At 70.2% G+C, this 24125-nt stretch carries 16 protein-coding genes; 8 read left to right on the plus strand and 8 right to left on the minus strand.

Features of this window, described 5'->3' with window-relative positions; all coding sequences use genetic code 11:
* Positions 1-101 precede the first annotated feature (101 nt).
* Complete coding sequence (locus ACFWUZ_RS02960; RefSeq protein WP_384365926.1) at positions 102-2300, minus strand: discoidin domain-containing protein; 2199 nt, start codon at positions 2298-2300, stop codon at positions 102-104.
* Between the two features lie 306 nt (positions 2301-2606).
* On the opposite strand from ACFWUZ_RS02960, the gene ACFWUZ_RS02965 reads away from it, so the two are divergent.
* On the plus strand, positions 2607-3626 hold the full coding sequence (locus ACFWUZ_RS02965) for a LacI family DNA-binding transcriptional regulator (protein ID WP_384365929.1): 1020 nt from the start codon (positions 2607-2609) through the stop codon (positions 3624-3626).
* A gap of 153 nt (positions 3627-3779) precedes the next feature.
* On the opposite strand, the gene ACFWUZ_RS02970 is transcribed toward ACFWUZ_RS02965, so the two are convergent.
* The 4 genes from ACFWUZ_RS02970 to ACFWUZ_RS02985 are packed head-to-tail and all read right to left on the minus strand — an operon-like array spanning position 3780 to position 8369.
* Positions 3780-5135, minus strand: a complete 1356-nt coding sequence (locus ACFWUZ_RS02970; protein ID WP_384365932.1) for a GH1 family beta-glucosidase — start codon at positions 5133-5135, stop codon at positions 3780-3782.
* 34 nt (positions 5136-5169) lie between these two features.
* Positions 5170-6009, minus strand: a complete 840-nt coding sequence (locus ACFWUZ_RS02975; protein ID WP_384366331.1) for a carbohydrate ABC transporter permease — start codon at positions 6007-6009, stop codon at positions 5170-5172.
* A 31-nt stretch (positions 6010-6040) separates the two neighbouring features.
* Positions 6041-7036: a carbohydrate ABC transporter permease gene (locus tag ACFWUZ_RS02980; protein WP_384365935.1), complete on the minus strand. Its 996-nt coding sequence runs from the start codon at positions 7034-7036 to the stop codon at positions 6041-6043.
* A 13-nt stretch (positions 7037-7049) separates the two neighbouring features.
* Positions 7050-8369 (minus strand): ABC transporter substrate-binding protein, encoded by a 1320-nt coding sequence (locus ACFWUZ_RS02985; protein WP_384365938.1) that lies wholly within the window; start codon positions 8367-8369, stop codon positions 7050-7052.
* 189 nt (positions 8370-8558) lie between these two features.
* Here ACFWUZ_RS02985 and ACFWUZ_RS02990 point away from each other — a divergent pair, with 189 nt between their 5' ends.
* On the plus strand, positions 8559-9878 hold the full coding sequence (locus ACFWUZ_RS02990) for an ROK family protein (RefSeq protein ID WP_384365941.1): 1320 nt from the start codon (positions 8559-8561) through the stop codon (positions 9876-9878).
* A 308-nt stretch (positions 9879-10186) separates the two neighbouring features.
* On the opposite strand, the gene ACFWUZ_RS02995 is transcribed toward ACFWUZ_RS02990, so the two are convergent.
* The 3 genes from ACFWUZ_RS02995 to ACFWUZ_RS03005 all read right to left on the minus strand — a co-directional run bounded on the left by ACFWUZ_RS02995 (position 10187) and on the right by ACFWUZ_RS03005 (position 15085).
* Positions 10187-10591: a hypothetical protein gene (locus ACFWUZ_RS02995; protein ID WP_384365944.1), complete on the minus strand. Its 405-nt coding sequence runs from the start codon at positions 10589-10591 to the stop codon at positions 10187-10189.
* 201 nt (positions 10592-10792) lie between these two features.
* A complete protein-coding gene (locus tag ACFWUZ_RS03000) occupies positions 10793-11794 on the minus strand; it encodes an ArsR/SmtB family transcription factor (RefSeq protein WP_384365947.1) in 1002 nt (333 codons plus the stop codon).
* A gap of 732 nt (positions 11795-12526) precedes the next feature.
* Positions 12527-15085, minus strand: coding sequence for an AMP-binding protein (locus ACFWUZ_RS03005; protein ID WP_384366334.1), 2559 nt, complete (start codon positions 15083-15085; stop codon positions 12527-12529).
* A 219-nt stretch (positions 15086-15304) separates the two neighbouring features.
* Between ACFWUZ_RS03005 and ACFWUZ_RS03010 the strand changes: the two genes are divergently transcribed.
* From ACFWUZ_RS03010 to ACFWUZ_RS03035, 6 genes are all read left to right on the plus strand, one after another.
* Positions 15305-16324 (plus strand): iron ABC transporter substrate-binding protein, encoded by a 1020-nt coding sequence (locus ACFWUZ_RS03010; RefSeq protein ID WP_384365950.1) that lies wholly within the window; start codon positions 15305-15307, stop codon positions 16322-16324.
* Positions 16325-16330: 6 nt separating this feature from the next.
* A complete protein-coding gene (locus ACFWUZ_RS03015; RefSeq protein WP_384365953.1) occupies positions 16331-17920 on the plus strand; it encodes an ABC transporter permease in 1590 nt (529 codons plus the stop codon).
* Positions 17917-18984: an ABC transporter ATP-binding protein gene (locus ACFWUZ_RS03020; RefSeq protein ID WP_384365956.1), complete on the plus strand. Its 1068-nt coding sequence runs from the start codon at positions 17917-17919 to the stop codon at positions 18982-18984. Before ACFWUZ_RS03015 ends, ACFWUZ_RS03020 begins: the two co-directional genes overlap by 4 nt.
* 282 nt (positions 18985-19266) lie before the next feature.
* Entirely contained in the window at positions 19267-20778 is a 1512-nt protein-coding gene (locus ACFWUZ_RS03025; RefSeq protein WP_384365959.1) for a cellulase family glycosylhydrolase, read from the plus strand.
* Between the two features lie 15 nt (positions 20779-20793).
* Complete coding sequence (locus ACFWUZ_RS03030; RefSeq protein WP_384365962.1) at positions 20794-22542, plus strand: glycoside hydrolase family 6 protein; 1749 nt, start codon at positions 20794-20796, stop codon at positions 22540-22542.
* A gap of 184 nt (positions 22543-22726) precedes the next feature.
* Positions 22727-24067 carry a polysaccharide lyase family 1 protein gene (locus ACFWUZ_RS03035; protein WP_384365965.1) on the plus strand — a complete coding sequence of 447 codons (1341 nt, stop codon included), beginning with the start codon at positions 22727-22729 and terminating at the stop codon, positions 24065-24067.
* Positions 24068-24125 lie beyond the last annotated feature (58 nt).

Consider the following 24125-nt stretch of genomic DNA (forward strand, 5'->3'; position numbering starts at 1 on the left):
TGCTCGCGTCCCCCGGGCCGCGGCGGCAGGGCGGAAACAGGGCCCGGGGGAGTCGGAACCGGCTCCGACGGGTGAGCGGAGCCGGTGGGGAGGAAGCGGACTCAGGGGAAGGAGACCACGGTGGAGGGAACGGTCGAGGTGCCGGCCGGGACGGTGGAGGGCCCGGTGTCGTTGATGACGTGGGCGTAGTGGCCGTTGCCGCCGAGCGAGACGGTGAGCAGGCTGTGGAACTTCACTCCCGGCTTGACCGGGGCCCGGAATCCGTGGTCCTGGATGATCGTCGGATCGACGTTGTAGTTGCTGTAGGAGCCAAGGCCCCAGGCTTCGTGGGTGTTGACGGAGTCGTCCACCCGGTAGGCGGCGTATCCGCGGGTGCTGCCGTTCTGGATGGCGGCCTGGTCGGGGGCGTCGTACGCCTTCTCGTTCTGGTAGAAGACCGTGCGGCCGCGCTCGCCGTACCACTCGACGTCGTACTTGTTGAAGTGCTCGACGAACAAGCCGGTGGCCAGGACGTCGTCGCCGCTGACGCGGACGCCGTAGTCGGCTCGGTTGGTCTCCCACCCCACGCCCTCACCGTGGTCGGCACGCCAGACCCAGGTGTGGTCGATGACGGCGTCGTCGCTGTTCACGACCATGCTGGTGGTGGCCTTGCCCGGGCCGGCGCCACCGACGCGGATGTAGACGTCCTGCACGGTGGTGGGGTTGGCGGCATGGTCGGCGGAGGAGTTCTGCGGTCCGAGCTCCAGCAGGGTCGGGGAGTTGACCGGTCCGGCGTCGATCAGGAAGCCGGCGAGGCGGACACCGTCGACGTCCGCGACCTTCATCGCGGTGACGCCGTTGTCCGGGATGATCGTGGCGAGGCCGAGGCCGAGCACGATGGTGTTCGCGCGGTTCACGTTGATGGTCTGGTCGACGTGGTACACGCCGGGCGTGAACAGCAGGTGCAGGCCCTGAGCCAGCGCCTGGTTGATCGTGGCGGCGGTGGTGCCGGGCTTGACCACGTAGAACTTGCTGAGCGGGACGGACTCGCCCTGCGGGGTGCCGGTGGCCCAGCTGGTGCCGCGGGCGTTCACGCGCTTGGCCGGCGCGAACACCTTGTACTCGTTGCCGTCGACGTAGAGATAGGGCTTCTCGCGGGAGAGGGGCGTGGTGTCGAGCGTGGTGTAACGGGGCTCGGGGAACGCGTTGGCCGGAGCGCCCTCGACACCCGAGAAGGTCTGGTTCCAGACGCTGTTGGACCAGCCGCCGATGGAGCTGTCCCGGGTGTACCACTGCTGCTGCGAGTAGTTGCCGACCTGGCCATCGACCTTGGAGTCGGCGATGTAGCCACCGCTCGCCCAGCCGTATCCGTTCGGCGCCAGGTTGAGCCCGCCCTTGACGTGCATGCGGCGGAAGGAGGACGCCTGCGAGACCGCCCACCGGTTGGTGCCGCTGACCGGGTTGACGGTCAGACCCTCCGCACCGCGCCAGAAGTTCTGGGTCGCGTTGCCGTTGAACCAGCCCGCATCGACCCTCACGTCACCGTTGATGACGGTGTCGCCCGGGCGCAGCCCGAGACCGGCGATCTGGGTGTAGAAGCCGACCTGCGCATTGAGGTTGTCGTACGTACCGGGCTTGAAGAGGAAGGCGTGCCGGCCGGAACCGAACTGGGCCGACTCCTGCTCCCGGAAGACCCGGTCCAGCTCGGCCTGGATGCCGGGGGTGGACGGGTCCACGACGTGCACGTTGGGGCCGAGGTCACCGCCGCCGGGCAGGACGGGGCCTCCGCCGCCGGCGCCGAACACCTGGAACTCCCACAGTGAGTAGCCGTATCCGGTGGCGCGGGTGACGCCCTGCATCCGGACGTGGCGGGCGGTGCCCGTCAGGTTCACGGTCTCGGTGCCGCCGGCGCCGGTGGTCGTGGAGTGGGCCGTGGTCCAGTGGGTGCCGTCGGTCGACAGTTCGATCCGGTAGGCCTTGGCGTAGGCGGCCTCCCAGCGGAGCACGACCTTGGAGAGTTCGGCCGTGGCCCCGAGGTCGACCTGCAGCCACTGGGCGTCGGAGGCCGCGCTGGCCCACCGGGAACCGTTGTCGCCGTCGACGGCGTCGGTGGCCGGGGTGCCGTAGTGCTCCTGGCTGGAGGCCGTCACCGCCTTGCCCTGGGAGAGCAGTTCCGACTCGGCCGGTGCGGCGGGGGCCGGAGGTGCCAGCGCGAGCAGGGTGCCGAAGAGGGCGGTGGTGACGGCCCCGGCGATCCCCCTTCGGGTTACTGCGGGACGACGTCTGCGCGGCGATGCGCCGACGGATATGCCAGTAGGCATGGGTGCTCCTTTGACGAGCCTGGAACGGGAGAGCGCTCTCCAGACCTTGCCCGTCACGCAATTGGCCGGTCAAGGACCGTGACGTTCTTTTCTTTCGTCTTTCATTAAGTTCCGAGGTGGAAGGGGGTGGGCGGGTGGGGTGCGTCTCATGGATCGTCACCATTCCTTCACAGAGGGGAAGTTGGCGGCGTAGGTTGGTTCTGCGAGGGATGGCTGTCGATCCCGTACGGCGGACATCCGGACATCCGGACACCCGCACCGCAGGGCCGGGCCACCGTGACGAGGCGGCGCGTTAGGGTTCCGGGTATGAGCAGACGGGGGCCGACGCTGGAGGACGTGGCACGCGAGGCCGGGGTGTCCCGGGCGACGGTGTCGCGGGTGGTCAACGGGATCCGCAACGTCGACCCCGACATTCAGGAACTCGTCCGTCAAGCGGTCGAACAGACGGGGTACAGGCCCAACCGGGCCGCACGGTCCCTGGTGACCCAACGGACGGAAACGGTCGCGCTGATCATCTCCGGCGCCGGGGACACCTTCGCCTCGCGCGTCTTCGCCGACCCGTTCTTCGGGCGGGTGGTCAGCGGGGTCGTGGGGTACCTGCGGGCGCACGCGATGCACCCGGTCATCCTGGTCGCCGAGTCCGAGGCCGCCAGGGAACAGGCGGTGGACTATCTGAGCCAGGGCACCGTGGACGGTGCCCTGGTCGTGTCCATCCAGGCCGGCGATCCCCTGCCCGCGATGCTCGTCGCCGCGCGGATCCCGGTGGTGCTCTTCGCCCGCCCGGATCGCGAGCAAGCGGTCAGCTACGTCGATCTTGCCCACGCCGACGGAAGCCGGCTGGCCGCCGAACACCTCCTGGCCCGCGGCTGCCGGCGGATCGCGACGATTTCCGCCCCCCAGTCGATCCTGGCGGCCAAGGACAGGCTCGACGGGTTCCGTGCGGCTCTGGCCTCGGCGGGGATCACCGAGGTTCCCGTCGCCGAGGGAACCTTCACGGTGGACAGCGGCTCGGCTGCCATGGCCCGACTGCTGATCGAGCATCCGGACGTGGACGGAGTGTTCGCCGCGAACGACCTGATGGCCCAGGGCGCGTGCCAGGTCCTGCGCGAACAGGGCAAACGGGTGCCTCAGGATGTCGCTGTCGTCGGCTTCGACGACTCGAGTGTGGCCGCGACGTGCCGACCTGCGCTGACCACGGTCCGCCAGCCCGTGGAGAAGATGGCCGCGGAAATGGCGCGCCTCTTGTCGGAGCACATCCAGGGCACACGCACGGAACCCGCCTCGATCGTCTTCGGGGCCGAGCTGGTCGTACGCGATTCGGCCTGACCCGGTTCGCCCAGCGGTGGGAGGGGCCTGCCCGGACACGTGCAGGCCGTACGGGGGCCCGGTTGAACCCGGACGCGCGGCGACCCTCCCGTGGGGAGCCGGGAGGGCGCTGGGCGGGGACGAGAACCAGTCAGGGGCCGGGCAGCTGCCGGTCTACGCGTGGAGCCGGCGGTGGCTGCGGACGATGTCCGCGTAGCGGCGGCCGCTGGTCTTCACGGTGCGCTGCTGGGTCGTGTAGTCGACGTGGACGAGGCCGAACCGCTTGTCGTAGCCGTAGGCCCACTCGAAGTTGTCCAACAGGGACCAGGCGTAGTAACCGGCCAGCGGAGCGCCCCGGCGGACGGCGCGGGCACAGGCTGCCAGGTGCTGCTCGAGGTAGGCGGTGCGCCCGGGGTCGTCGACCGCCCCGTCGGGGCCGACGGTGTCGGGGAACGCGGAGCCGTTCTCGGTGACGTAGAGCTTGCGCACGCCGTAGTCGTCGGTGAGGCGCAGCAGCAGGGACTCGATGCCGCCCGCGTCGATCTGCCAGTCCAGGCCGGTGCGCGGTACGTCCGGGAGGCGGACCTCGCGGGCGAAGGGGACCGGGCCCGTGGCGTCGTTGGCGACGGTGGCGGGGAAGTAGTAGTTGAGGCCGTGCCAGTCGAGGGGCGCGGCGATGGTGTCCAGGTCGCCCGGGCGCTCGGGCAGCTCCACGCCGTACAGGGCCTGCATGTCGGTGGGGAAGCCGCGTCCGTAGACGGGGTCGAGCCACCAGCGGTTGGTGTGTCCGTCCATGCGGGCGGCGGCGGCGACATCCTCGGGGTGGTCCGTGGCGGGGACCACCGTGGAGTGGTTGGTGACCAGGCCGATCTGCGCGCCGGGTGCTGCGGCACGGAGGGCCTGGGCGGCCAGGCCGTGGCCCAGCAGGAGGTGGTAGGAGGCGCGGACGGCGGCGGTCAGGTCGGTCAGGCCGGGGGCCATGCGGCCTTCGAGGTGGCCGATCCAGCCGGAGCAGAGCGGCTCGTTGAGGGTGGCCCACTGGGTGACGCGGTCGCCCAGGCGCTCCGCGACGGCGGTGGTGTAGGTGGCGAGGTGTTCGGCGGTCTCGCGGACGGTCCAGCCGCCGCGGTCCTGCAGGGCCTGGGGAAGGTCCCAGTGGTAGAGGGTCACCGAGGGGGTGATGCCGGCTTCCAGGAGCCCGTCGATCACCTTGTCATAGAAGTCGAGGCCCCGGGCGTTGACCGGTCCGGAGCCGTCGGGGACGATCCGCGGCCAGGCGATCGACATGCGGTAGGCGTTGGTGCCCAACTGCTTCATGAGGGAGATGTCTTGCGGCCAGCGGTGGTAGTGGTCGCAGGCCTCGTCACCGGTGTCGCCGTTGTCGACCTTGCCGGGGGTGTGCGAGAACGCGTCCCAGATGGAGGGGCCGCGGCCGTCCTCCTTGACGGCCCCCTCTATCTGGTACGCGGAAGTGGCCGTGCCCCAGGCGAAGTCCTGGGGGAAGGCGCCGAGGTCAATGGAATCCGACACAGCAGACCTTTCGGAGATCAATGGGAGGAGGGGGCTACTTGACCGCGCCGGCGGTCAGCCCGGTGACGAGATAGCGCTGGAGGAGGAGGAAGCCGCCGACGACGGGCAGGCTCACGACGAGCGAGGCGGCCATGACCTGGTTCCAGTACACGTCGTTCTGCGTCGAGTAGCCCTGCAGGCCCACCGCGAGGGTGCGGGTGGCGTCGTTGGTCATGACCGAAGCGAACAGCACTTCGCCCCAGGCCGTCATGAAGGCGTAGACGGCGACGGCGACGATGCCGGGGATCGCGGCGGGCACGATGACGCGGAAGAGCGCGCCGATGGGGCCGCAGCCGTCGACCTTGGCGGCCTCGTCCAGGTCCCTGGGGACCGAGTCGAAGTAGCCGATCAGCATCCAGATCGAGAACGGCAGCGAGAACGTCAGGTAGGTGAGGATCAGCCCGGCGCGTGAGCCGAACAGCGCGATCCCGGTGACGTTGCCGATGTTGACGTAGATGAGGAAGAGCGGCAGCAGGAAGAGGATGCCGGGGAACATCTGCGTCGACAGCACCGTGACGGTGAAGACGCGCTTGCCCCGGAAGGAGTAGCGGCTGACGGCGTAGGCCGCGAAGATCGCGATCACGACGGAGAAGACGGTCGCCGAACCGGCCACGATCAGCGAGTTCATGAAGTAGTCGCCGAGGGGGACGGTCTTCCAGATGTCGAAGTACGGCTGGACGGTCAGGCCCGAGGGGATCCACTGGAACTTCCCCGACACGTCCTGCAGCGGCTTCAGCGAACTGGAGATCATGACGTACACCGGCAGCAGGACGAAGCCGGTCAGGAGCGTCAGGAACACCAGCCGGCTCACGAGGAACGACTTGGGGGGCGCCATGGGGGACCGGGACCGCACCATGTGACTGTGCTCAGGCATCGGTGGCGCTCCTTCCTCGGGAGGTGAACAGGAGGTAGAGGCCGGTCACGACGAGGAGGAACAGCAGCAGCAGGACGGACATCGCGGAACCGGTTCCGAAGTTCCAGGTCTGGAACGAGGACTGGTAGATGTGGAGGGAGATGAGGTCGGCCGAGGCCGGCGCCGATTTCCCGAAGAGGACGAACGGCGTGTTGAAGTCGTTGAACGTCCACAGGAACAGCACCAGGATCAGAACCTGGTTGACCGGGCGCAGCGAGGGGAGCGTGATGCGGCGGATCTGCTGCCAGACGCCCGCCCCGTCCAGGGCTGCGGCCTCGTAGATCTCGCGGGGGATGTTCTGCAGGCCGGCCATCATGATGAGGAAGGCGAAGGGCCAGCCCTTCCAGACCGAGACGATCAGCAGGGTGATGAAGCTGTTGTCGCCGATGAGCCAGAACGGCGGGCTGTCGGTGAGGCCGAGCTGGTCGTGGATGACGTGGTTCACGAGGCCGTTGTCGCGCTGGAACATGAAGGCCCACGTGATGACGGCGGCGTAGACGGGCAGCGCGTACGGCACCAGGAAGATGGTGCGCAGAATGCCCCGGCCCTTGAACGTCTCCTGCATGAAGATCGCGGCCGCTGTGCCGATCAGCCAGCACAGGCCCACGGAGGAGAAGGTGAACAGGCACGTGGTGAAGAAGGAGCTCAGCAGTGCCTCGCCGACCGGTGCGTCGAAGTCGACGGTCAGGGAGTAGTTGTCCAGGCCGGCCCAGGGCGCGCTGCCCCAGTCGCGGAGGTAGAACTGGGTGAGCTCCTTGAAGCTGACGACGATGCCGATGAGCATGGGCGCCAGGTGGACCAGGATCTCGAGGACGAGTGCGGGGAGCAGGAGGAGGTACGGAAGGGAGATGCGGCGGAGCCGCCCGGAGCGGCGTGTGCGGGGCGCCGCTCCGGGGTGGTTCTTCCGTACCGTCCGCCGGCCCGTACGAGGGGGCGCGGTGGTGGTCATCAGATGTCCGTGCCTACTTCTTGGGCATCTGCTGCTGGGCCTTCTCGAGCTTGGCCTTCACCGACTCCGGCGTCACCGGCCGGCCGGCCGCCGCGTCGGCGAAGAGCTCCTTGACCGCGGTGCCCACCACCGTCTCGAACTGCGACTCCTCGGGGACCTGCGGGAGGGCGGCGGCGCTCTTGGCGAGGGTGTCGCGCAGGACCGCGAGACCGGGGGTGTTGAACGCGGGGTCCGCCTGCGCGGACTTCACCGGCGGGATGGAGCCGTAGGCCTTGTTGAGGATCTTCTGCTCCTCGTCACCGGTCATGAAGTTCACGAACTTCGTGGCGCCGTCGATGTTCTTGGTGTTCTTGAAGACGGCCATGTTGATGCCGGCGACCATGGAGTTGGTGGAGGTGCCCTGTCCCGGCGCGCCGGACTGCACGGGCGCGGGGACCACACCCCACTCCTCCTCCTTCATGCCCTGCGCGGCGAAGGTGGCCGACGCGGTCTGCCACAGCAGCATGGCGGTCTTGCCCTTGGCGAAGTCGCTCAGCGACTGGTTCTGGGAGTACTCGGCGTTGCCCTTGGCGACGATCTGCGCGTCGGCCATCAAGTCGACGTACTGCTTCACGGCCTTGACCGCGCCGTCGGAAGTGAAGTCGGCCTTGCCGTCCGCGGTGAAGAAGTCCGCGCCGTGCTGCTTGCCCAGGACGAAGACCTGGTGGATGTTGTTCGAAAGGTTGGAGCCTTCGACACCGAACCCGGCCTTGCCGTCCTTGGTCAGCTGCTTGCCGGTGGCGGTCAGCTCGTCCCAGGTGGTCGGCGGCTTGGTGACGCCGGCGTCGGCGAACATCTTCTTGTTGTAGTAGAGCGCGTAGGACATGGAGTACAGCGGGACGGCGGCCGGGTCCTGGCCCTGGGCGCCGGTGGAGCCGAGCGCCGACTCGACGAACCGGTCCTTGCCGCCGATCTTCTCGAAGTTCTTGTCGTCCCAGGGCAGCAGCGCGCCACTGGCCTGCAGTGAGGCGCTCCAGGTGTTTCCGATGTTCAGGACATCGGGGCCCTGACCGGAGGTGGTCGCGGTCAGGATGCGGTTGAGGAGGTCACCCCACGGCACGACCTCCAGCTTGACCTTGATGCCCGTCTGCTTCTCGAACTTGTCGAGCTCCGGCTGGAGGACCTGCTTGTCGACCTCCAGGCTCGATCCCTGGTTGGAGGCCCAGTAGGTCAGCGTCTTCGGCTGCTCGTTGGACCCGCTCCCGCTCGTGGAGCCGCCACCACCACAGGCGGCCGCCCCGAGAACGAGGGAGAGGGTGACGGCGCCGACCGCTGCGACTCTGATTCTGCGCATGGCTCCATGGGCCTTTCAGGAAGGAACGGGATGCCGACTGCGGGGCGGGGGCGGACGTTCGTTCCGCAGGGGACGCCCCCAAAACCACATGGCTTAATTTAGAATGTGAGTTAAACCTCAAGCGAAGGGCTCGTCAAGAGCGTTCACCCAGGTATCTTGCAGGTATGGGCATCCACGACAGGGGTGAGAGTGCGAGTGAGTAGCGGTCGGACAGTGCGTGACCTGCGGCGGGAGAATCGATCCGCTGTTCTGCAACGGTTGTATTTCGACGGTCCTCTGAGTCGCTTCTCGCTGGGCCCCGCCACCGGGCTGAGCTCCGGGTCGATCAGCAACGTGGTCGCGGAGCTGGTCAGCGAAGGCCTGGTGGAGGAAGCCGGGAGTGTGGAGTCGGCCGGCGGGCGCCCGCGCATTCTGCTCCGCGTCAGCCCCGCCAGCGGCTACATGATCGGCGTGGACGTCGGTGAGACCCGTATCCGCATCGAGCTCTTCGACCTGACCCTGACCGAGATCGCACGCGTGGAGCGCCCTCTGGAGGCGTCCGGGCCCCGCCGCGTCGACCGCTACGACGTCGCCGTCGTCGTGCGACACCTCCGCGAGGGCATCACCGAGGTCCTGCACAGGGCCGGCATCGCACCCGAGCGGCTCCTCGGCGTCGGCATCGGTGTTCCCGGCATCGTCGCCAGGACCTCGGACGGCACCGTCGTCCACGGCCAGACCATCGGCTGGGACGCCGTCCCCCTGGAGCGGATGCTGCGCGACTCCCACCTGCTGCCCGACACCGTCCCGTACTTCATCGACAACGGGGCCAAAACACTCGGCCAGGCCGAAATGTGGTTCGGCGCCGGCCGCGGAGCGCGCAACGCAGTCGTCGTGCTCTTCGGCTCCGGTGTCGGCGCCTGCGTGGTCAGCGAGGACAGCCGGACCGGCCGTGCCATCGAGTGGGGCCACCTGACCGTGCGTGTCCGCGGGCGCCGCTGCCGCTGCGGTGCCCAGGGCTGCCTGGAGGCGTACGCGGGGGCCGAGGCCCTGCTGGAGCGCTGGGTCGAGGCCGGTGGACGCCCGCCGTCCGACACCGACGAGGAGACCGCTCTGACCGCGATGCTCGCCGCCGCCTACCCGACACCGGGCCCCGACGGCACCGCTCCCAGGGCCGACGCGACGGCCCTGGCCGTCCTGGAGGAGACCGCCGAGTACCTCGGCGCGGGATTCTCCGACCTGATCAACCTCTTCCAGCCCGAACGGATCCTCGTCGGCGGCTGGGCCGGCCTGCAGCTCGGCACCCGCTTCCTGGACTCCGTACGGTCCTACGCCACCTCCTACGCCCTGTCGTACCCGGCCGCCAACGTCCGCATCGACCTCGGAACCTTCGGTCCCGACGCCGTCACCGTCGGTGCGGGAATCCTGCCCCTCGCCGACTTCTTCGCCCACGGCGGCCACCGCACGGAACCCGAACGCGAGGAGCCGCTTCCGGCCTGGCGCATCACGCTGCAGGAGCGGGCAGCACACTGAAGGTGCGGCCCACCCCGCAGCCTGCGAGGTGGGCCGGCCGGCGCGAGGGAACCACCTCTCCGGCGGCGCAAGCCCGTCCGGGGCGGGCGCGCACTCGGTTCGGCCCGGCGAGGGGCGGAGCCGGGGACCGCGGCGCGATGCCACGGTTCGTACCCACGAACCCTGGCAGGCAGCTGTCTTTACGGGGCCTGGCCGTCGATGGCGGGAACCGCTGCCTCGTTGGGCGGCGAGTTGAGCTTCCGGGGCGTCGCGTGCTGTTCCGCTCCGGGGCTGGAGCGGTAACGTCGCTTGCCGCCCGGACGGATGGGTCAGGGCCGGTCGTACCGCACGCACGTGAGTGGCTTCGCGTTCGCATCGTCGACACAGACGATGACATACGCGGCCCCGCCGGCCACATTCGCAGGGATGACGAGATCCTTGATCGGATACGTCACGTTGCATTTGGTGCTGGTGCTCCTGGCGCCGAGCTCGTTGCCAGAGGCACCGTACGTGCCGAACCACGCCCTGCGGCAGCCGACGGCCCGGAGGGTTCCATCGAATTCGACCGACCGGTTGTACCACGTCAGGGTGCCGTCCACGTAGCTGGCCCCGTATGGAACATGGACCGGGCTGGTCGGGTAGGCGGCGCTCTGCGCGCTGGCGGCGGGAACGCCCAGCGAGGTGCCCGCGGTCAGCACGACGGAACCGACGGCGGCGGCGAGATGAGTCTTCATGCGATCTCCAGGATGGGATGAGCCGGTTGCCGCTTCACATCCTGGGCGGGCCGGCCACCTGCGGCCCAGCTCTTAAGTCACGGCTTAAAGGGGGGCGGGACGGCAGGCATGCGCCTCGCGCACCCCGGCACGAGTGTCCGGTGGCACCCGGGCGGGGCGGCACTTGCGCCCACCGGTCTGACGCCGCGGTGCCCCCGGGCCTCACGGTTCCGTCAGGGCACCGGTCCGCAGCAGGGCCAGCCCGAGGGGGGTGATGAGGTGCAGCACGGACCTGCCTCGGCGGCTGGTGGTGATGAGCCCCGTGTTCCGCAGCACGGTCGCATGCTGACTGGCCGCTGCGGCCGTGACGTTGAGCCGGCGGGCCAGTTCGCTCGTCGTGCAGCCTGCTGCTGTCACATGCAGAGCGGCGGCTCGCGTGCGGCCGAGCAGAGACTCCAGGTTCCGCGCGGCGGAGCCGTCCGCTTCCGCCGGGCCGGTACCGGTCAACGGCCGACGGAGAGCCGGCACGGTCAGCCGGGGTGGCTGGGCGGTATCGAGCGGATCCCACAGAAAGCTCACCGGGTGCTTCGCGAAGACCGTGGGCGTGATGATCAGTCCCCTGCCCTGGAGACGCACCTCGACTCGGCGCGGGTAGGGAGCTTCGAGCACCGGCGGACGCCAGCGGACCAGTGGTGCGCAGATCGAACGCAGCAGCAGATCGACGCCTCCCTCCAACACCAGGTTCGCGCAACGGGAGGACAGCACGACCAGTTCGGACCGCGCTCGATGCCAGTAGGGCTCCACGGTCAGCCGATGGCAGGCGCGCACGGCCTCGGCGAGCTCCCGCCGCGCATCGCGGTCGCCCTCGGACACCCGCCTGGCCCATGGCAGGTGCCCCGGGTGGAAGTCGAGACCCTCGAACTCGCGTCGCAACCGGGACACCGGGGCGTGCAACAGGTTGTCCACGGCGTGGTCCACAGAGGGCACATCACCCATCAGGGCCAGCAGATCAAGCCCGGGACCGCGCACCGGAACCAGGGACGTCAAGGGGCGCGTGTCTGCACCCATCCGGCCCGCGACCGCTGACCGCCACGAGCGGAAGTGAGGAAGCTCCCGCTTCTCTCTCAGCAGCTCCAGGCTGTAGTAGACCTCCGCTGCGACGCCGATCGTCGCGGCCACCCGTGTCCGGGCGAGGTCTTCCGTCGTGAAGTGAATGCGTAACACCGACCGGCCCCCTGCCACCGAAGGAGAGCGCGTGAGCGCACCCCCAGCATGCCCCAAGCCGCCGCGTCCGATCCGGCATCCGAGGACATGTCGGTGGCGCGCATCGCCGTGATGAGGCCCGCGTCCGCGCCGTCTTCTTCGACTGCCGTACAGGCCGCGCCGGCCAGCATGCGCCCGCTGGGCACGGCCGTACCGAGGGACTCGTAGCCGTGGTCGGCCGCTGTTGACCAGACCGGCCCGGTCCGGCTCGGTCCGGCCCTTCTGCAGCCGCGCAGGTACCGCCGGAGCGGGGCAGGTGGTGGGCCTCGGCTCAGCCGTCTGAGCATGCAGAAGCCCCCGTGACGAGGCGCGGACTCGTCCCGAGGCGGTGTCAGTGGGGGCGTTTATGCTGGTTGGACGGGGTGCGGAGAAGGTGTCTGGGGGGACGTCCTGCCTGAATGGCTGCTCGCTGTGCTGATTCCGGTCGGTCTGCTGGGGGTGGGTGCGTGCGCGTTCCTGATCTGGGCCGCGCTGGGTACGGACAGGCCACAGCGTCTGCGGCAGCCATGCCCGGCCGCCACGGGCGCGTGCGGTCGAGGACAGTGACGGCAACGGCCTGCGCGGCGGAGGTCGGTATGCACGCGGGACAGGGGGCCCCGGCGCCCGTGCGTTCACCTTCGGGCGCTCACCGCTGAGGCTGCCGCGGGGTGGACGCGTGCGGTGGGAGACGGACCGGGCGAACGGCCCGGACGGTTACGCGTCGCCGCGCCGCGGCCACCGCAGCGTTCTCATCAGACGGTTGGCGGCCGCCGCGTAGGCGATGCCGAAGACGAGAGAGGCAAGGAACGCCAGGTGCCGGGAGAACCCCTCGATGAGGGGAAAGATCTGCCAGTGGGTCAGGTAGATGTAGAGCGAGCTCGTCGCCAGGAGACCGGCCAGCCGGTTGACGCGCTCCCGGCTGGGCAGGGTGGGGACCCACACCAGGAGGGCGAAGGCGGCGATGACGATCGCCTCCCGGCCGGGGTCGCCGGGGAAGAAGCCGGGCACCGTTGCCACCGCCGCGGCGGTGACCAGCAGCCGCTGGCGCGAAGTGGTGGCCTTCGCGGCCGCCCAGCCCAGCGCGAACAGCCAGAAGACCGTGATCGCGTCCGGGATCCGGGAACGGTCCGGGAGGCCGAGGAGGTCGTAGCGGGTGAGCAGGCCCACGGCCGCGATCATCAGGGGCAGGGCGTACGGGAAGCGCCGCTCGGCCCGGTCCACCGCGGGGACGGCCAGCACGGCGACGGTAGCCACCAGGATGTAGACCAGCGCCTCGATGAACCAGAACTGCATGCCCGTCTTGCTGTCCTCGGGGCCGAAGACGCTGTCGAGCAGGGCGAGGTTGGCCAAGGTGTAGTCGTCGTTGAGGAGCAGCATGCAGCCGATCCAGGCCATGCTCGGCACCGCGATGCGGGCGATGCTGATCCCGATCCGGCGTACGCGCTCGCGGCGTTCGGCGCCGGTCAGGTGGAAGCGTGCGAAGTTGAACCCCGCGAGCGCGAGCAGCAGGTGTGCCCCGCCCTTGATCCCGAACACCTGGATGTGGGAACCGACGATGCAGAAGATCGCCATGGCGCGCAGGGCGACGCCGGTCTCCAACGCGCGCCGGTGCGAGGGGGGCCTGCGCTCCGGCGGCCTGAGGTCCCGGATCGGGGTCGTGTGCCAGTCGGCCGGCAGATGACCGAGCCGCTCCTCGAGGTGGAGCGACATCTCGACGTACGACAGCGAGTCGCCCCCGAGGCCGACGAAGGAGCTGTCCCGCGTCACCTCCGCCAGGGGTTTGTCCAGGATCGCCGCGTAGAGGGCGCGCAGGTCCTCGGGGCCCGCGCCCCGGCCGGGACCGGACCGATCTGACCCGGACGGGCCTTCGGAGGCCGGACGGCACAGTTCGCGGACCGCCTGGTAATCGGGTTTCCCGGTGGTGAGGCGGGGGAGTGCGGGCAGCACGGCGACCCGTACCGCGCGCGCCGGCAGGCCGCACGCCTCGGTCACCAGCCCCCGGATCCGCCGGGTGTCGGAGGCGTGCGTACCGGTGGCGGCGACGGCGAGGGCCTCGTCGTCACCCGCGCACAGGGCGGTGACGCCGTGCCGTGCGAGCATCGCCTCGACCTGCGCGGGGTCGATGCGCAGGCCGAGGATCTTCAAGAAGCGGCTGCGGCGCCCGACGATCTCGTAGAGCCCGTCGGGGGTGAGCCGCGCGATGTCGCCGGTGTGCAGCTCCGCCGTGGTCCGGCCCAGCGCGAGGTCCTGCGGGGTGTGCGCGTAGCCGAGCATGACGTTGGGGCCCGCGTACACCAGCTCGCCGGTGTCCTCCTCGGGCCAGTCCGGCAGTGGCTGGAGCCGGAAGGAGCCGCCGGGGACGGCGATGCCGGCCGCTTCGGGGCGGGTCTCGGCGAGGGCGGGGGGCAGGTAGGCCATGCGGGCCGTCGCCTCGGTCTGGCCGTACATCACGAACAGCTCCCAGCCGGCGGCGCGGCCCAGCGCTGCGTACCGCTCGACCCGGTCGGGAGCCAGCCGCCCGCCCGCCTGGGTCACGTAGCGCAGGTGGGGCAGTTCCATCGAGGCGAAGCCGACCCGGTCGAGCAGGTCGAAGGTGTACGGGACGCCCGCGAAGGTCGTACCGCGGCCGGTGCGGAACAGTTCCCAGAAACAGGTGTCGGCGACCGAGAGGTCGGTGAGGATCAGCCCGGCGCCGCGCAACAGGTGGCTGTGGATGACGGAGAGGCCGTAGCAGTAGTGCGGGGGCAGGGTGGTCGCGGCCCGGTCCGTGTCCCGTATGTCCAGGTACTCGGCGATCGACTCGGCATTGGACTGCAGGTTCTCGTGCGACAGCCGGACGAGCTTGGGCGACCCGGTGGAGCCGGAGGTGCTCAGCAGCAGTGCGAGGTCCGGGTGCAGGGTGTGGGCGGAGACCGGGCGTCGCTCGTCGAGCACCCACCGACCGCCGTCCGGGTGGGCCACGACGTCCGGGTCGTACGCGTCGATCAGTGACTGCAGAGCCTCGGGGTGGTCGCCGGGCACGAGCAGCACGGGATGGCCCGCCGCGAGGGCCGCCAGGTGGACGACGAGCGCGTCGACGGTGTTGGCGCCGCTCAGCAGGATCAGCCGGCGCTCCCGGCCCAGGCGGCGCGCCGTGGCGTCCACGCGCGAGGCGAGCTCGCGGTAGGTCACCGCACCGTCGGCGGAGATGAACGCGGTGCGGTCGCCGTGGACGCCGAGGGACTGGGCGAACGGGACGGTTTCGGTACCCGGGAGTAGGGCGGAGGGGGGCATCACGTGCGAATCTTAGGAATGCCTTACCTCATTGGACAGTCACAGAAAAGTCACATTCGACCCGTTGAAGATCGACTGGTCGGACACCTGTAGGGTCGGCTCCGCCGCCGTCCGGACGCGGACGAAACGTTGTCTGCGTCACTCTTGACCTTTAGGTTAGCTTTACCTTAGTTATGGGGCGTAAAAACTTCTCCGCCGCACATGCAGGAAAGGCTTCCCATGCGACGCCCCTCTGTCCGACGTCTGACCGCGCTCTTCGCGGCAGCGCTCCTCCTCCCCGCTGTCGCCGGCTGCGGCGTCGACGAGGACGATGCCGGGCTCGTCATCTACTCGGGCCGCAACGAGAAGCTGGTCAAGCCGCTCCTGGACGAACTGGAGAAGGCCGTCGGCACCACGGTCGCCGTCCGCTACGGCGAAAGCGCCGAACTCGCGGCCCAGATCCAGGAAGAGGGCGCGAAGACCAAGGCCGCCCTGTTCTTCTCCCAGGACGCGGGCGCCCTCGGTGCCCTGTCCACCAAGGGGCTGCTGGAGAAGCTGCCCCAGGAGTCGCTCGACAAGGTCGACCCGGCGTTCCGCGGCGGCGCGGGCGACTGGGTGGGCACCTCGGGGCGCGCGCGCGTCCTCGCCTACGACCCGGGCCAGGTCACCAAGGTTCCCGACAGCGTGCACGACCTGGTCAAGCCGGAATGGAAGGGGAAGATCGGCTATGTCCCGACCAACGCCTCCTTCCAGGCCTTCGTCACCGGCATGCGCGTCCTCGAGGGCGACGACGCCACCCGCGCCTGGCTGCGGGGACTCAAGGCCAACGAGCCGAAGGTCTACGACAACAACCTGAAGGTGCTCGAAGGCGTCGGGAAGGGCGAGGTCTCGCTCGGCCTCGTCAACCACTACTACTGGTACGAGCAGGTCGCCGAAAAGGGCGAGACCAAGGTCAAGTCGAAGATCCATTTCCTGCCGGGCGGCGACCCGGGCGCACTCGTCAACGTGGCCGGAGTGGGCCTCGTCAAGGGCAGTTCCCAGACGCCGGCCGCCCAGAAGGCCGTCGATTTCCTCCTTTCCGAGAAGGCGCAGAAGTACTTCGCGGACGACACCAAGGAGTACCCCCTGGCCGCCGGCGTCACCAGCACGGTCAAGGACCTGCCGCCGCTGGCCTCTCTCGACGCGCCGAAGATCGACCTCGGCAAGCTCGAATCTCTTCAGGAGACCCTGAAGATGCTCCAGGACGCCGGGATGGTCTGAGCCGTCATGTCCGCCACGGATCCCGCCCCGCGCACGGATCCGGCCGCCCGCCCGACCGGTGTCTCCACGCCGGCCGGGCGGCAGCGTGCCGGGGCCCGCCCGCCGGCCGTCCTGCTGATCCCCGCGGCCGTCGCCGCGGTCTTCGCGCTGCTGCCCCTCGGCTACCTCGCGGTCCGCTCCCTGGAGCGCGGCCCCGCCTTCGCCTGGGACGTCGTCGCCGACGAGCGCACGGCCCAGCTGCTCGGCCGCAGCCTGACCCTCGCCGCGGTCGTCGTGACCGCCTGTCTGCTGCTGGGCGTCTCGCTGGCCTGGCTGACCGTCCGCACCGCGCTGCCCGGCGCCCGCGCCTGGTCGGTGCTGGTGACCCTGCCGCTGGCCGTGCCCAGCTACGTCGCCGCCTTCGCCTGGCTGTCCGCCTTCCCCGACCTCGTCGGCTTCACCGGTTCGGCGCTGGCCCTGACCCTGGTGAGCTTCCCGTACGTCTACCTGCCCGTCACGGCCGCGCTGCGCGGCACCGATCCGGCACAGGAGGAGGTCTCCCGCTCCCTCGGCCACGGACCGCTGAAGACCTTCCTGCGCGTCACACTGCCGCAGCTGCGCCCCGCGGCCGCGGGGGGCTCCGTACTGGTCGCGCTGTACGTGTTCTCCGACTTCGGTGCCGTCTCCCTGATGCGGTACGACACCTTCACCCGCGGCATCTACACCTCCTACCGCGCCAGCTTCGACCGCACTCCGGCCGCCGCGCTGAGCGTCGTCCTGGTGGTGATGACCGTGCTGCTCGTCGCCGCCGAGGCGCGCACCCGCGGCCGCGCGGGCCACGCCAGGACGGGAGCCGGCACCGCGCGCCCCGCCGTTCCCGCGCCGCTCGGCCGGTGGCGGGCACCCGCCCTGGCATGGTGCACGGCGGTCACCGCCGTCGCCGTCCTCACCCCGCTCGGCACCCTCGGGTACTGGCTCGCCGTGGGCAACTCCGCGACCTGGGATCCGGCCGGGCTCCTCGACACCGCCGGTACCACCCTCGGTGTCGCGGCCGCGGGTGCCGCCCTCACCACGCTCCTCGCGCTGCCCGTCGGGGTGATCGCCGCCCGCCACCGCGGCCGCACCGCACAGCTCCTGGAGCAGTCCGCCTACGCCGGGCACGCCCTGCCCGGCATCACCGTCGCACTGTCCCTGGTCTTCTTCGCGGTCCGCTACGCCGAGCCGCTCTACCAGGAACTCCCCCTGCTGGTCTGCGCGTACGCGGTGCTCTTCCTGCCCGTGGCGGTGGGGGCCACCCGCGCCGCCGTCCTCCAGTCCCCGCCGGTGCTGGAGGAGGTCGCCCGCTCGCTCGGCCGCTCTCCGCTGAGGGTGCTGCGCGAGGTGACCGTGCCCCTGGCGGCCCCCGGCGTCGCCGCCGGAGCCGCCCTGACCTTCGTCGTGTGCATGAAGGAACTGCCGGCGACCCTCCTGCTGCGCCCCACGGGCATGGACACCCTGGCCACCCGGCTCTGGACGGAGACGGGAACCGGATCCTTCGCCGCCGCGGCGCCCTACGCCGCAGCGCTGATCCTGCTGGCCGCCGTGCCCTCGTACCTCCTCGGAAGGCACCGCACATGACCGACTTGAAGATCACGGGAATGACCAAGGCCTACGGGACCGGAGCCACCGTCCTCGACGGGCTCGACCTCACGGTCCCCGGCGGCGCGCTGACGGCCGTCCTGGGCCCCTCCGGCTGCGGCAAGACCACCCTGCTGCGCATCATCGCCGGATTCCTGCGCGCCGACGCGGGCAGCGTCACCATCGGCGGCCGCACCCTGGCCGGCCCCGGCGTCCACCTGCCGCCCGAGCGGCGGCGCATCGGCATCGTTCCCCAGGAAGGCGCGCTGTTCCCGCATCTCGACGTGGGGCGCAACATCGCCTTCGGCCTGACCGGCCTGGACGGGGCCGCGCGCAAGGCCCGCGTCGGGGAGATGCTCGACCTGGTCGGGCTCGAGGGGTACGGCGACCGGATGCCGCACGAACTCTCCGGCGGCCAGCAGCAGCGTGTCGCCCTCGCCCGCGCCCTGGCCCCGCGGCCGCAGCTCGTGCTGCTCGACGAGCCGTTCAACGCCCTGGACAGCGCCCTGCGCACCGGCGTACGGGCCGACGTACGCGCGGCCCTGCGCGCCACCGGAGCGACCGCCGTCATGGTCACCCACGACCAGCAGGAAGCGCTGTCCACCGCGGACCTCGTCGCGGTGGTCCGGGACGGGCGCGTCGCCCAGTGCGCCAGCCCCCAGGAGGTCTACCACCACCCTGCCGACCCCTGGGTGGCCGCCTTCGTCGGAGACTCCGTGCTCGTGTCCGGCACCGTGGAGAAGGGTATGGCGACCACCGCGCTCGGCCGCGTCAGGCTGACGGACCGCCAACCCGGCGGGCGGGGTGAGGGCATGGTGCTGCTGCGGCCCGAGCAGCTGCGGCTGAGCGACGCCGATGCGGCGGAAGCCCGGGGAACGGTGACCGACGTCCGTTTCTACGGCCACGACGCCATGGTCACCGTCGCCGTCGACGGAATGGACGAGCCGGTGGACGTGCGCGTCCCAGGCCAGGCGCCCGTAGCCCCCGGCGGGCGCACCGGGATCCAGGTCACGGGGGATGCGACCCTGCATCCCGTATCCGTCCCGGACGGGGTTCAGGCGTAACGGCCTGGCGGGGCAGGCGGACCTCCTCGCGACTCGGGGACGTGCGGGACGTGCGTAGGGCGTGAACTACGAGCTGTGCACCAGTGGGAGCGCTCCCACTGTGCGGACACGGGCGCAACGACGTCAAGACGCTCGAAGGAACGAAGGCGTGCCGCTGAGGAATTTCGACCACTTCTCTTTCGCGGGGCGTCAGTTGGCGCTACCGTCTGGCCCCAACCAGTGGGAGCGATTCCGTCAGTCGGCGCGCCGTACAGAGCGCGCCCTCGCTGCAAGGAGTCGCTCATGCGACACCCCCCGCGTCTGTCCGCGTTGCTCGGCGCGGCGCTGCTCACCTTGGCGAGCACCGCCCTCGCCGTGGCGGGTACGGCCTCAGGAGCAGCGGCCGCACCCCCCTGCACGGTCCAGTACTCCGTCGTCGGCTCCTGGGCCGGCGGCTTCCAAGGGTCCGTCACCGTCACCAACAACGGTGCGATGTTGCACGGCTGGAGCCTCGGCTTCGATTTCTCCGACGGTCAGGAGATCAGTCAGGGCTGGGGTGCCACGTGGTCCCGGTCCGGGGCGCGCGCCACAGCCGTGAACGAGAGCTGGAACGGGACGATCGGCACGGGCGCCGGCGTCACCGTCGGCTTCATCGCCTCCTGGACGGGCTCCAACAGCCCGCCCACCACGTTCACGCTCAACGGCGCGGCCTGCACCGCAGTGCCGGACCCCACCCACCCGACCCCGACCCCGACCCCCACGCCGACACCCACCGGCCCGGCCGATCCCCCCGGCCCGGTCTCCGGGGCGCCCGAACTGAGCGTCACCGGAAACCGCCTCACCGACCGGAACGGCGCCACCCGCCGTCTCCTCGGCGTCAACCGGTCCGGGGCCGAGTTCATGTGCGTCCAGGGCCACGGCATCTTCGACGGTCCCGTCGACGACGCCTCGGTGCGCGCCATCGCCGACTGGAAGGCCAACACCGTCCGCATCCCCCTCAACGAGGAGTGCTGGCTCGGCCTCGACAACATCAAGCCCGAGTACCGGGGCACGCATTACGTCGACGCCGTCAAGGGCCTGGTCAGCCGGGTCCTCGCCCACGGCATGACCCCGGTCGTCGAGCTGCACTGGACGTACGGCCAGTACACCGGCAACTCCTCGGGGTGCGCGGACATCCACGCCTCCTGCCAGAAGCCGATGCCGGACGCCCAGTACGCCCCGGCGTTCTGGACCTCGGTGGCGAACACCTTCAAGAACGACCGCCGGGTCGTCTTCGACCTGTTCAACGAGCCGTACCCCGACCGGGCGACCCCCACGGCCGGGCAGGCCTGGTCCTGCTGGCGCGACGGCGGCACGTGCGCGGGCATCGGTTACGAGGTCGCCGGGATGCAGGACCTGGTGGACGCGGTCCGTGCGGCCGGGGCCCGCAATCTCGTCCTCGTGCCCGGCATCGCGTACTCCAACGACCTGAGCCAGTGGCTGGCCCACGCCCCGGACGACCCGACGGGCAATCTGGCCGCGGCCTGGCACGTGTACAACTTCAACGCCTGTGTCAGCGAAGCATGTTGGCAGTCGACCCTCGCCCCGGTCGCCGCCCAGGTCCCCCTGGTGGCGGGCGAGATCGGTGAGAACACCTGCGGACACGCGTTCATCGACCGCGTCATGAAGTGGTTCGACGACCGCGCCCTCTCGTATCTCGGCTGGACCTGGAACACCTGGAACTGTCACTCCGGGCCGGCCCTGATCACCTCGTACGACGGCACACCCACCGCATTCGGCACCGGGCTGCGCGACCGCCTGCGCGCCCTGAACTGAAAGGCACCCCACGAAATGAGCCGTACGCTTCCCCACACGACCACCCGCACCGCCCTGCTGGCGGCCATGAGTCTCGTCACCGCCGCCGGCGCCTCCGCCACCCTGTTCGGTACCACCGCCGGCGCGGCCTCCGCCGGCTGCACCGTCGACTACCGGGTCACCAGCCAGTGGAACGCCGGGTTCGGTGCCGATGTGACCGTCACCAACACCGGTGATCCTGTCGCCTCCTGGACCCTCGAGTGGTCCTACGGCGGCGACCAGAAGGTCGTCCAGGGCTGGAACGCCGCCATCACCCAGTCCGGTACGGCCGTGACCGCGAGGAACGTCTCCTACAACGGGTCCTTAGCCAGGGGCGCTTCGACGTCCTTCGGCTTCAACGGCTCGTACAGCGGCACGAACGCCGTCCCCGCGGCCTTCAAGCTCAACGGCGTCACCTGCAACGGCACCACCGTGCCGACGGAGCCGCCGACCACTCCGCCGACGACGCCGCCCACCACCCCTCCGCCCTCCGGCAGCAAGGCCGACAACCCGTACGCCGGCGCCAAGGTGTACGTGAACCCCGAGTGGTCCGCCAAGGCGGCCGCCGAGCCGGGCGGCACCAGGGTGTCGAACCAGCCGACCGGCGTCTGGCTGGACCGCATCGCCGCCATCCAGGGCGTGAACGGCGGGATGGGCCTGCGCGCCCACCTGGACGCGGCTCTGGCACAGAAGGGCAGCGGCGAACTCGTGGTGCAACTGGTGATCTACAACCTGCCGGGACGGGACTGCGCCGCCCTCGCCTCCAACGGCGAGCTGGGACCCACAGAGATCGACAGGTACAAGACGCAGTACATCGACCCCGTCGCCGCGATCCTCGCCGACCCCCGGTACGCGGGGCTCCGGATCGTCACCACGGTCGAGATCGACTCGCTGCCGAACCTGGTCACCAACGTCTCGGGGCGCCCGACGGCCACCCCCGACTGCGATGTGATGAAGAACAACGGCAACTACGTCAAGGGAGTCGGCTACGCACTGAACAAGCTGGGCTCGATCGCCAACGTGTACAACTACGTGGACGCGGGCCACCACGGCTGGCTCGGCTGGGACGACAACTTCGGCGCCTCCGCGGAGCTCTTCAAGCAGGCGGCCACCGCCGAAGGCTCCACGCCCTCCAAGGTGCACGGCTTCATCGTGAACACGGCCAACTACAGCGCCCTGAAGGAAGACCACTTCAGGATCGGGGACTCCGTCAACGGCACGTCCGTGCGCCAGTCGAAATGGGTCGACTGGAACCGGTACACGGACGAGTTGTCGTACGCCCAGGCCATGCGGTCCAAGCTGGTCTCCCTGGGGTTCGACCCGGGACTCGGCATGCTGATCGACACCTCCCGCAACGGCTGGGGCGGCACGGCCCGGCCCACCGGACCCGGCGCGCCGACCAGCGTCGACACCTACGTCAACGGCGGCCGCTACGACCGGCGCATCCACCTCGGCAACTGGTGCAACCAGGCGGGGGCGGGGCTCGGTGAGAGGCCGCAGGCGGCGCCGGCCGCCGGCATCGACGCGTACGTGTGGATGAAGCCGCCGGGCGAGTCGGACGGGGCGAGCAAGGAGATCCCGAACGACGAGGGCAAGGGCTTCGACCGGATGTGTGACCCGACCTACACGGGTAACGCCCGCAACGGCAACAGCATGTCGGGTTCCCTGCCGGACGCGCCCCTGTCCGGCCAGTGGTTCCCGGCCCAGTTCCAGGAGCTCCTGAAGAACGCCCACCCGGCGCTGTGACACAGCGCCCATGAGGAACGCGCGGGCCGTACGGAACCCCCGGGTTCCGTACGGCCCGGTCACAGCCGTGTGACGCACGTCGCACGACTTTCCCGCCGTCCCCGGCAACTCCGGCGGGTGCGGCGGCAACTCAGGGGCGACAGAGCAGTACTCCGCTCCACCTCCGCACAAGGAACGCCACCCGATGCCCCCTTCCTCACACCGCCGCTTCCCCGCCCGTCGCCGTCTCGCCCTGGTCACCACGGGACTCGTCACCGCGGCGGGTCTCGGCGTCCTGCCGTTCGCCACGCGTGCCGACGCGGGTGCCGTCGATCTCGCACATGACCGCCTGGCCGCCCAGGACGGCTGGGCGTCGAGCGGCTCCGGCACCACCGGCGGACAGGCCGCCGACGCCCAGCACGACATCACCGTCACCACGCGGGCAGAACTGGTCAAGGCGCTCCGCGCGGGCCCGTCCGGCGCCCCGAGGATCATCCGGGTGAAGGGCCGGATCGACGCCAACACCGACGACCAGGGGCGCCCGTTGACCTGCGCCGACTACGCGAAGGGCACGGGATACACGCTCGCCGCCTACCTCAAGGCCTACGACCCCGCGGTATGGGGACGGTCCAAGCTGCCGTCCGGCGCGCAGGAGTCCGCGCGGGCAGCGGCCCAGGCGAAGCAGGCCGAGCGGGTGGGCATCACCGTGCCGTCGAACACCACCGTCATCGGCGTGCCCGGCACCGACGCGGGCATCAGCGGAGGCAGTCTTCTGGTGCAGAAGGCGGACAACGTCATCATCCGCAACCTGACCTTCGCCGACACCCGTGACTGCTTCCCCCAGTGGGACCCTACGGACGGCTCCGAGGGCAACTGGAACTCCGCGTACGATGCCGTCTCCCTGCGGGGGGCGACCCACGTGTGGGCCGACCACAACACGTTCACCGACAGCCCCCACTTCGACGCCTCGAATCCGCGCCACTTCGGCCGCGAGTACCAGGTCCACGACGGAGCCCTCGACATCACCAACGCCTCGGACCTGGTCACCGTCTCGTACAACCGGTTCGCCGACCACGACAAGACCATGCTCATCGGCAGCAGTGACAAGGACACGAAACTCCGTGTCACGCTGCACCACAACGTCTTCCAGGGCATCGTGCAGCGCGCACCGCTCGCCCGGGTCGGACAGATCCACCTCTACAACAACCACTTCGACACCACCCCGCGCAACGGCTACACCCACAGCTACAGCGTGAACGCGCGTGCCGGCGCCCAGATCGTGGCGCAGAACAACCACTGGACGCTCTCCTCCGACCGCAAGACCTCCCAACTCCTGTCGGGTGACGGCACGGGCGCCTTCGCGGGCAGCGGGAACATGGTCAACGGCTCGGTCACCGACCTCGTCGCCGCCCACAACGCCGCGAACAAGAAGAAGATCAAGCCCGAGGTCACGTGGAAGCCCGCCCTCGCCAGGGGGCTGGAGTCCTCAGCCGCGGGTCTGCCCACGTCACTCGCCCACCGTGCGGGCGCGGGCGTCCTGAAGTGATCCACCGCCCCGGTGCCCGGGCGGGCGTGCCTGCCCCGCCCGGGCACCGCGGCGGGCC

Source organism: Streptomyces sp. NPDC058646 (assembly GCF_042716875.1).
In the GTDB taxonomy this organism is placed as follows: Bacteria; Actinomycetota; Actinomycetes; order Streptomycetales; family Streptomycetaceae; genus Streptomyces.

What these genes read in the sequence shown, in the direction of transcription:
- ACFWUZ_RS02960 (WP_384365926.1), bottom strand. Translation starts at nt 2,300, where the DNA reads ATGCCTACTGGCATATCCGTCGGCGCATCGCCGCGCAGACGTCGTCCC.
- ACFWUZ_RS02965 (WP_384365929.1), top strand. Translation starts at nt 2,607, where the DNA reads ATGAGCAGACGGGGGCCGACGCTGGAGGACGTGGCACGCGAGGCCGGG.
- ACFWUZ_RS02975 (WP_384366331.1), bottom strand. Translation starts at nt 6,009, where the DNA reads ATGGCGCCCCCCAAGTCGTTCCTCGTGAGCCGGCTGGTGTTCCTGACG.
- ACFWUZ_RS02980 (WP_384365935.1), bottom strand. Translation starts at nt 7,036, where the DNA reads ATGACCACCACCGCGCCCCCTCGTACGGGCCGGCGGACGGTACGGAAG.
- ACFWUZ_RS02985 (WP_384365938.1), bottom strand. Translation starts at nt 8,369, where the DNA reads ATGCGCAGAATCAGAGTCGCAGCGGTCGGCGCCGTCACCCTCTCCCTC.
- ACFWUZ_RS02995 (WP_384365944.1), bottom strand. Translation starts at nt 10,591, where the DNA reads ATGAAGACTCATCTCGCCGCCGCCGTCGGTTCCGTCGTGCTGACCGCG.
- ACFWUZ_RS03005 (WP_384366334.1), bottom strand. Translation starts at nt 15,085, where the DNA reads ATGCCCCCCTCCGCCCTACTCCCGGGTACCGAAACCGTCCCGTTCGCC.
- ACFWUZ_RS03010 (WP_384365950.1), top strand. Translation starts at nt 15,305, where the DNA reads ATGCGACGCCCCTCTGTCCGACGTCTGACCGCGCTCTTCGCGGCAGCG.
- ACFWUZ_RS03015 (WP_384365953.1), top strand. Translation starts at nt 16,331, where the DNA reads ATGTCCGCCACGGATCCCGCCCCGCGCACGGATCCGGCCGCCCGCCCG.
- ACFWUZ_RS03020 (WP_384365956.1), top strand. Translation starts at nt 17,917, where the DNA reads ATGACCGACTTGAAGATCACGGGAATGACCAAGGCCTACGGGACCGGA.
- ACFWUZ_RS03025 (WP_384365959.1), top strand. Translation starts at nt 19,267, where the DNA reads ATGCGACACCCCCCGCGTCTGTCCGCGTTGCTCGGCGCGGCGCTGCTC.
- ACFWUZ_RS03030 (WP_384365962.1), top strand. Translation starts at nt 20,794, where the DNA reads ATGAGCCGTACGCTTCCCCACACGACCACCCGCACCGCCCTGCTGGCG.
- ACFWUZ_RS03035 (WP_384365965.1), top strand. Translation starts at nt 22,727, where the DNA reads ATGCCCCCTTCCTCACACCGCCGCTTCCCCGCCCGTCGCCGTCTCGCC.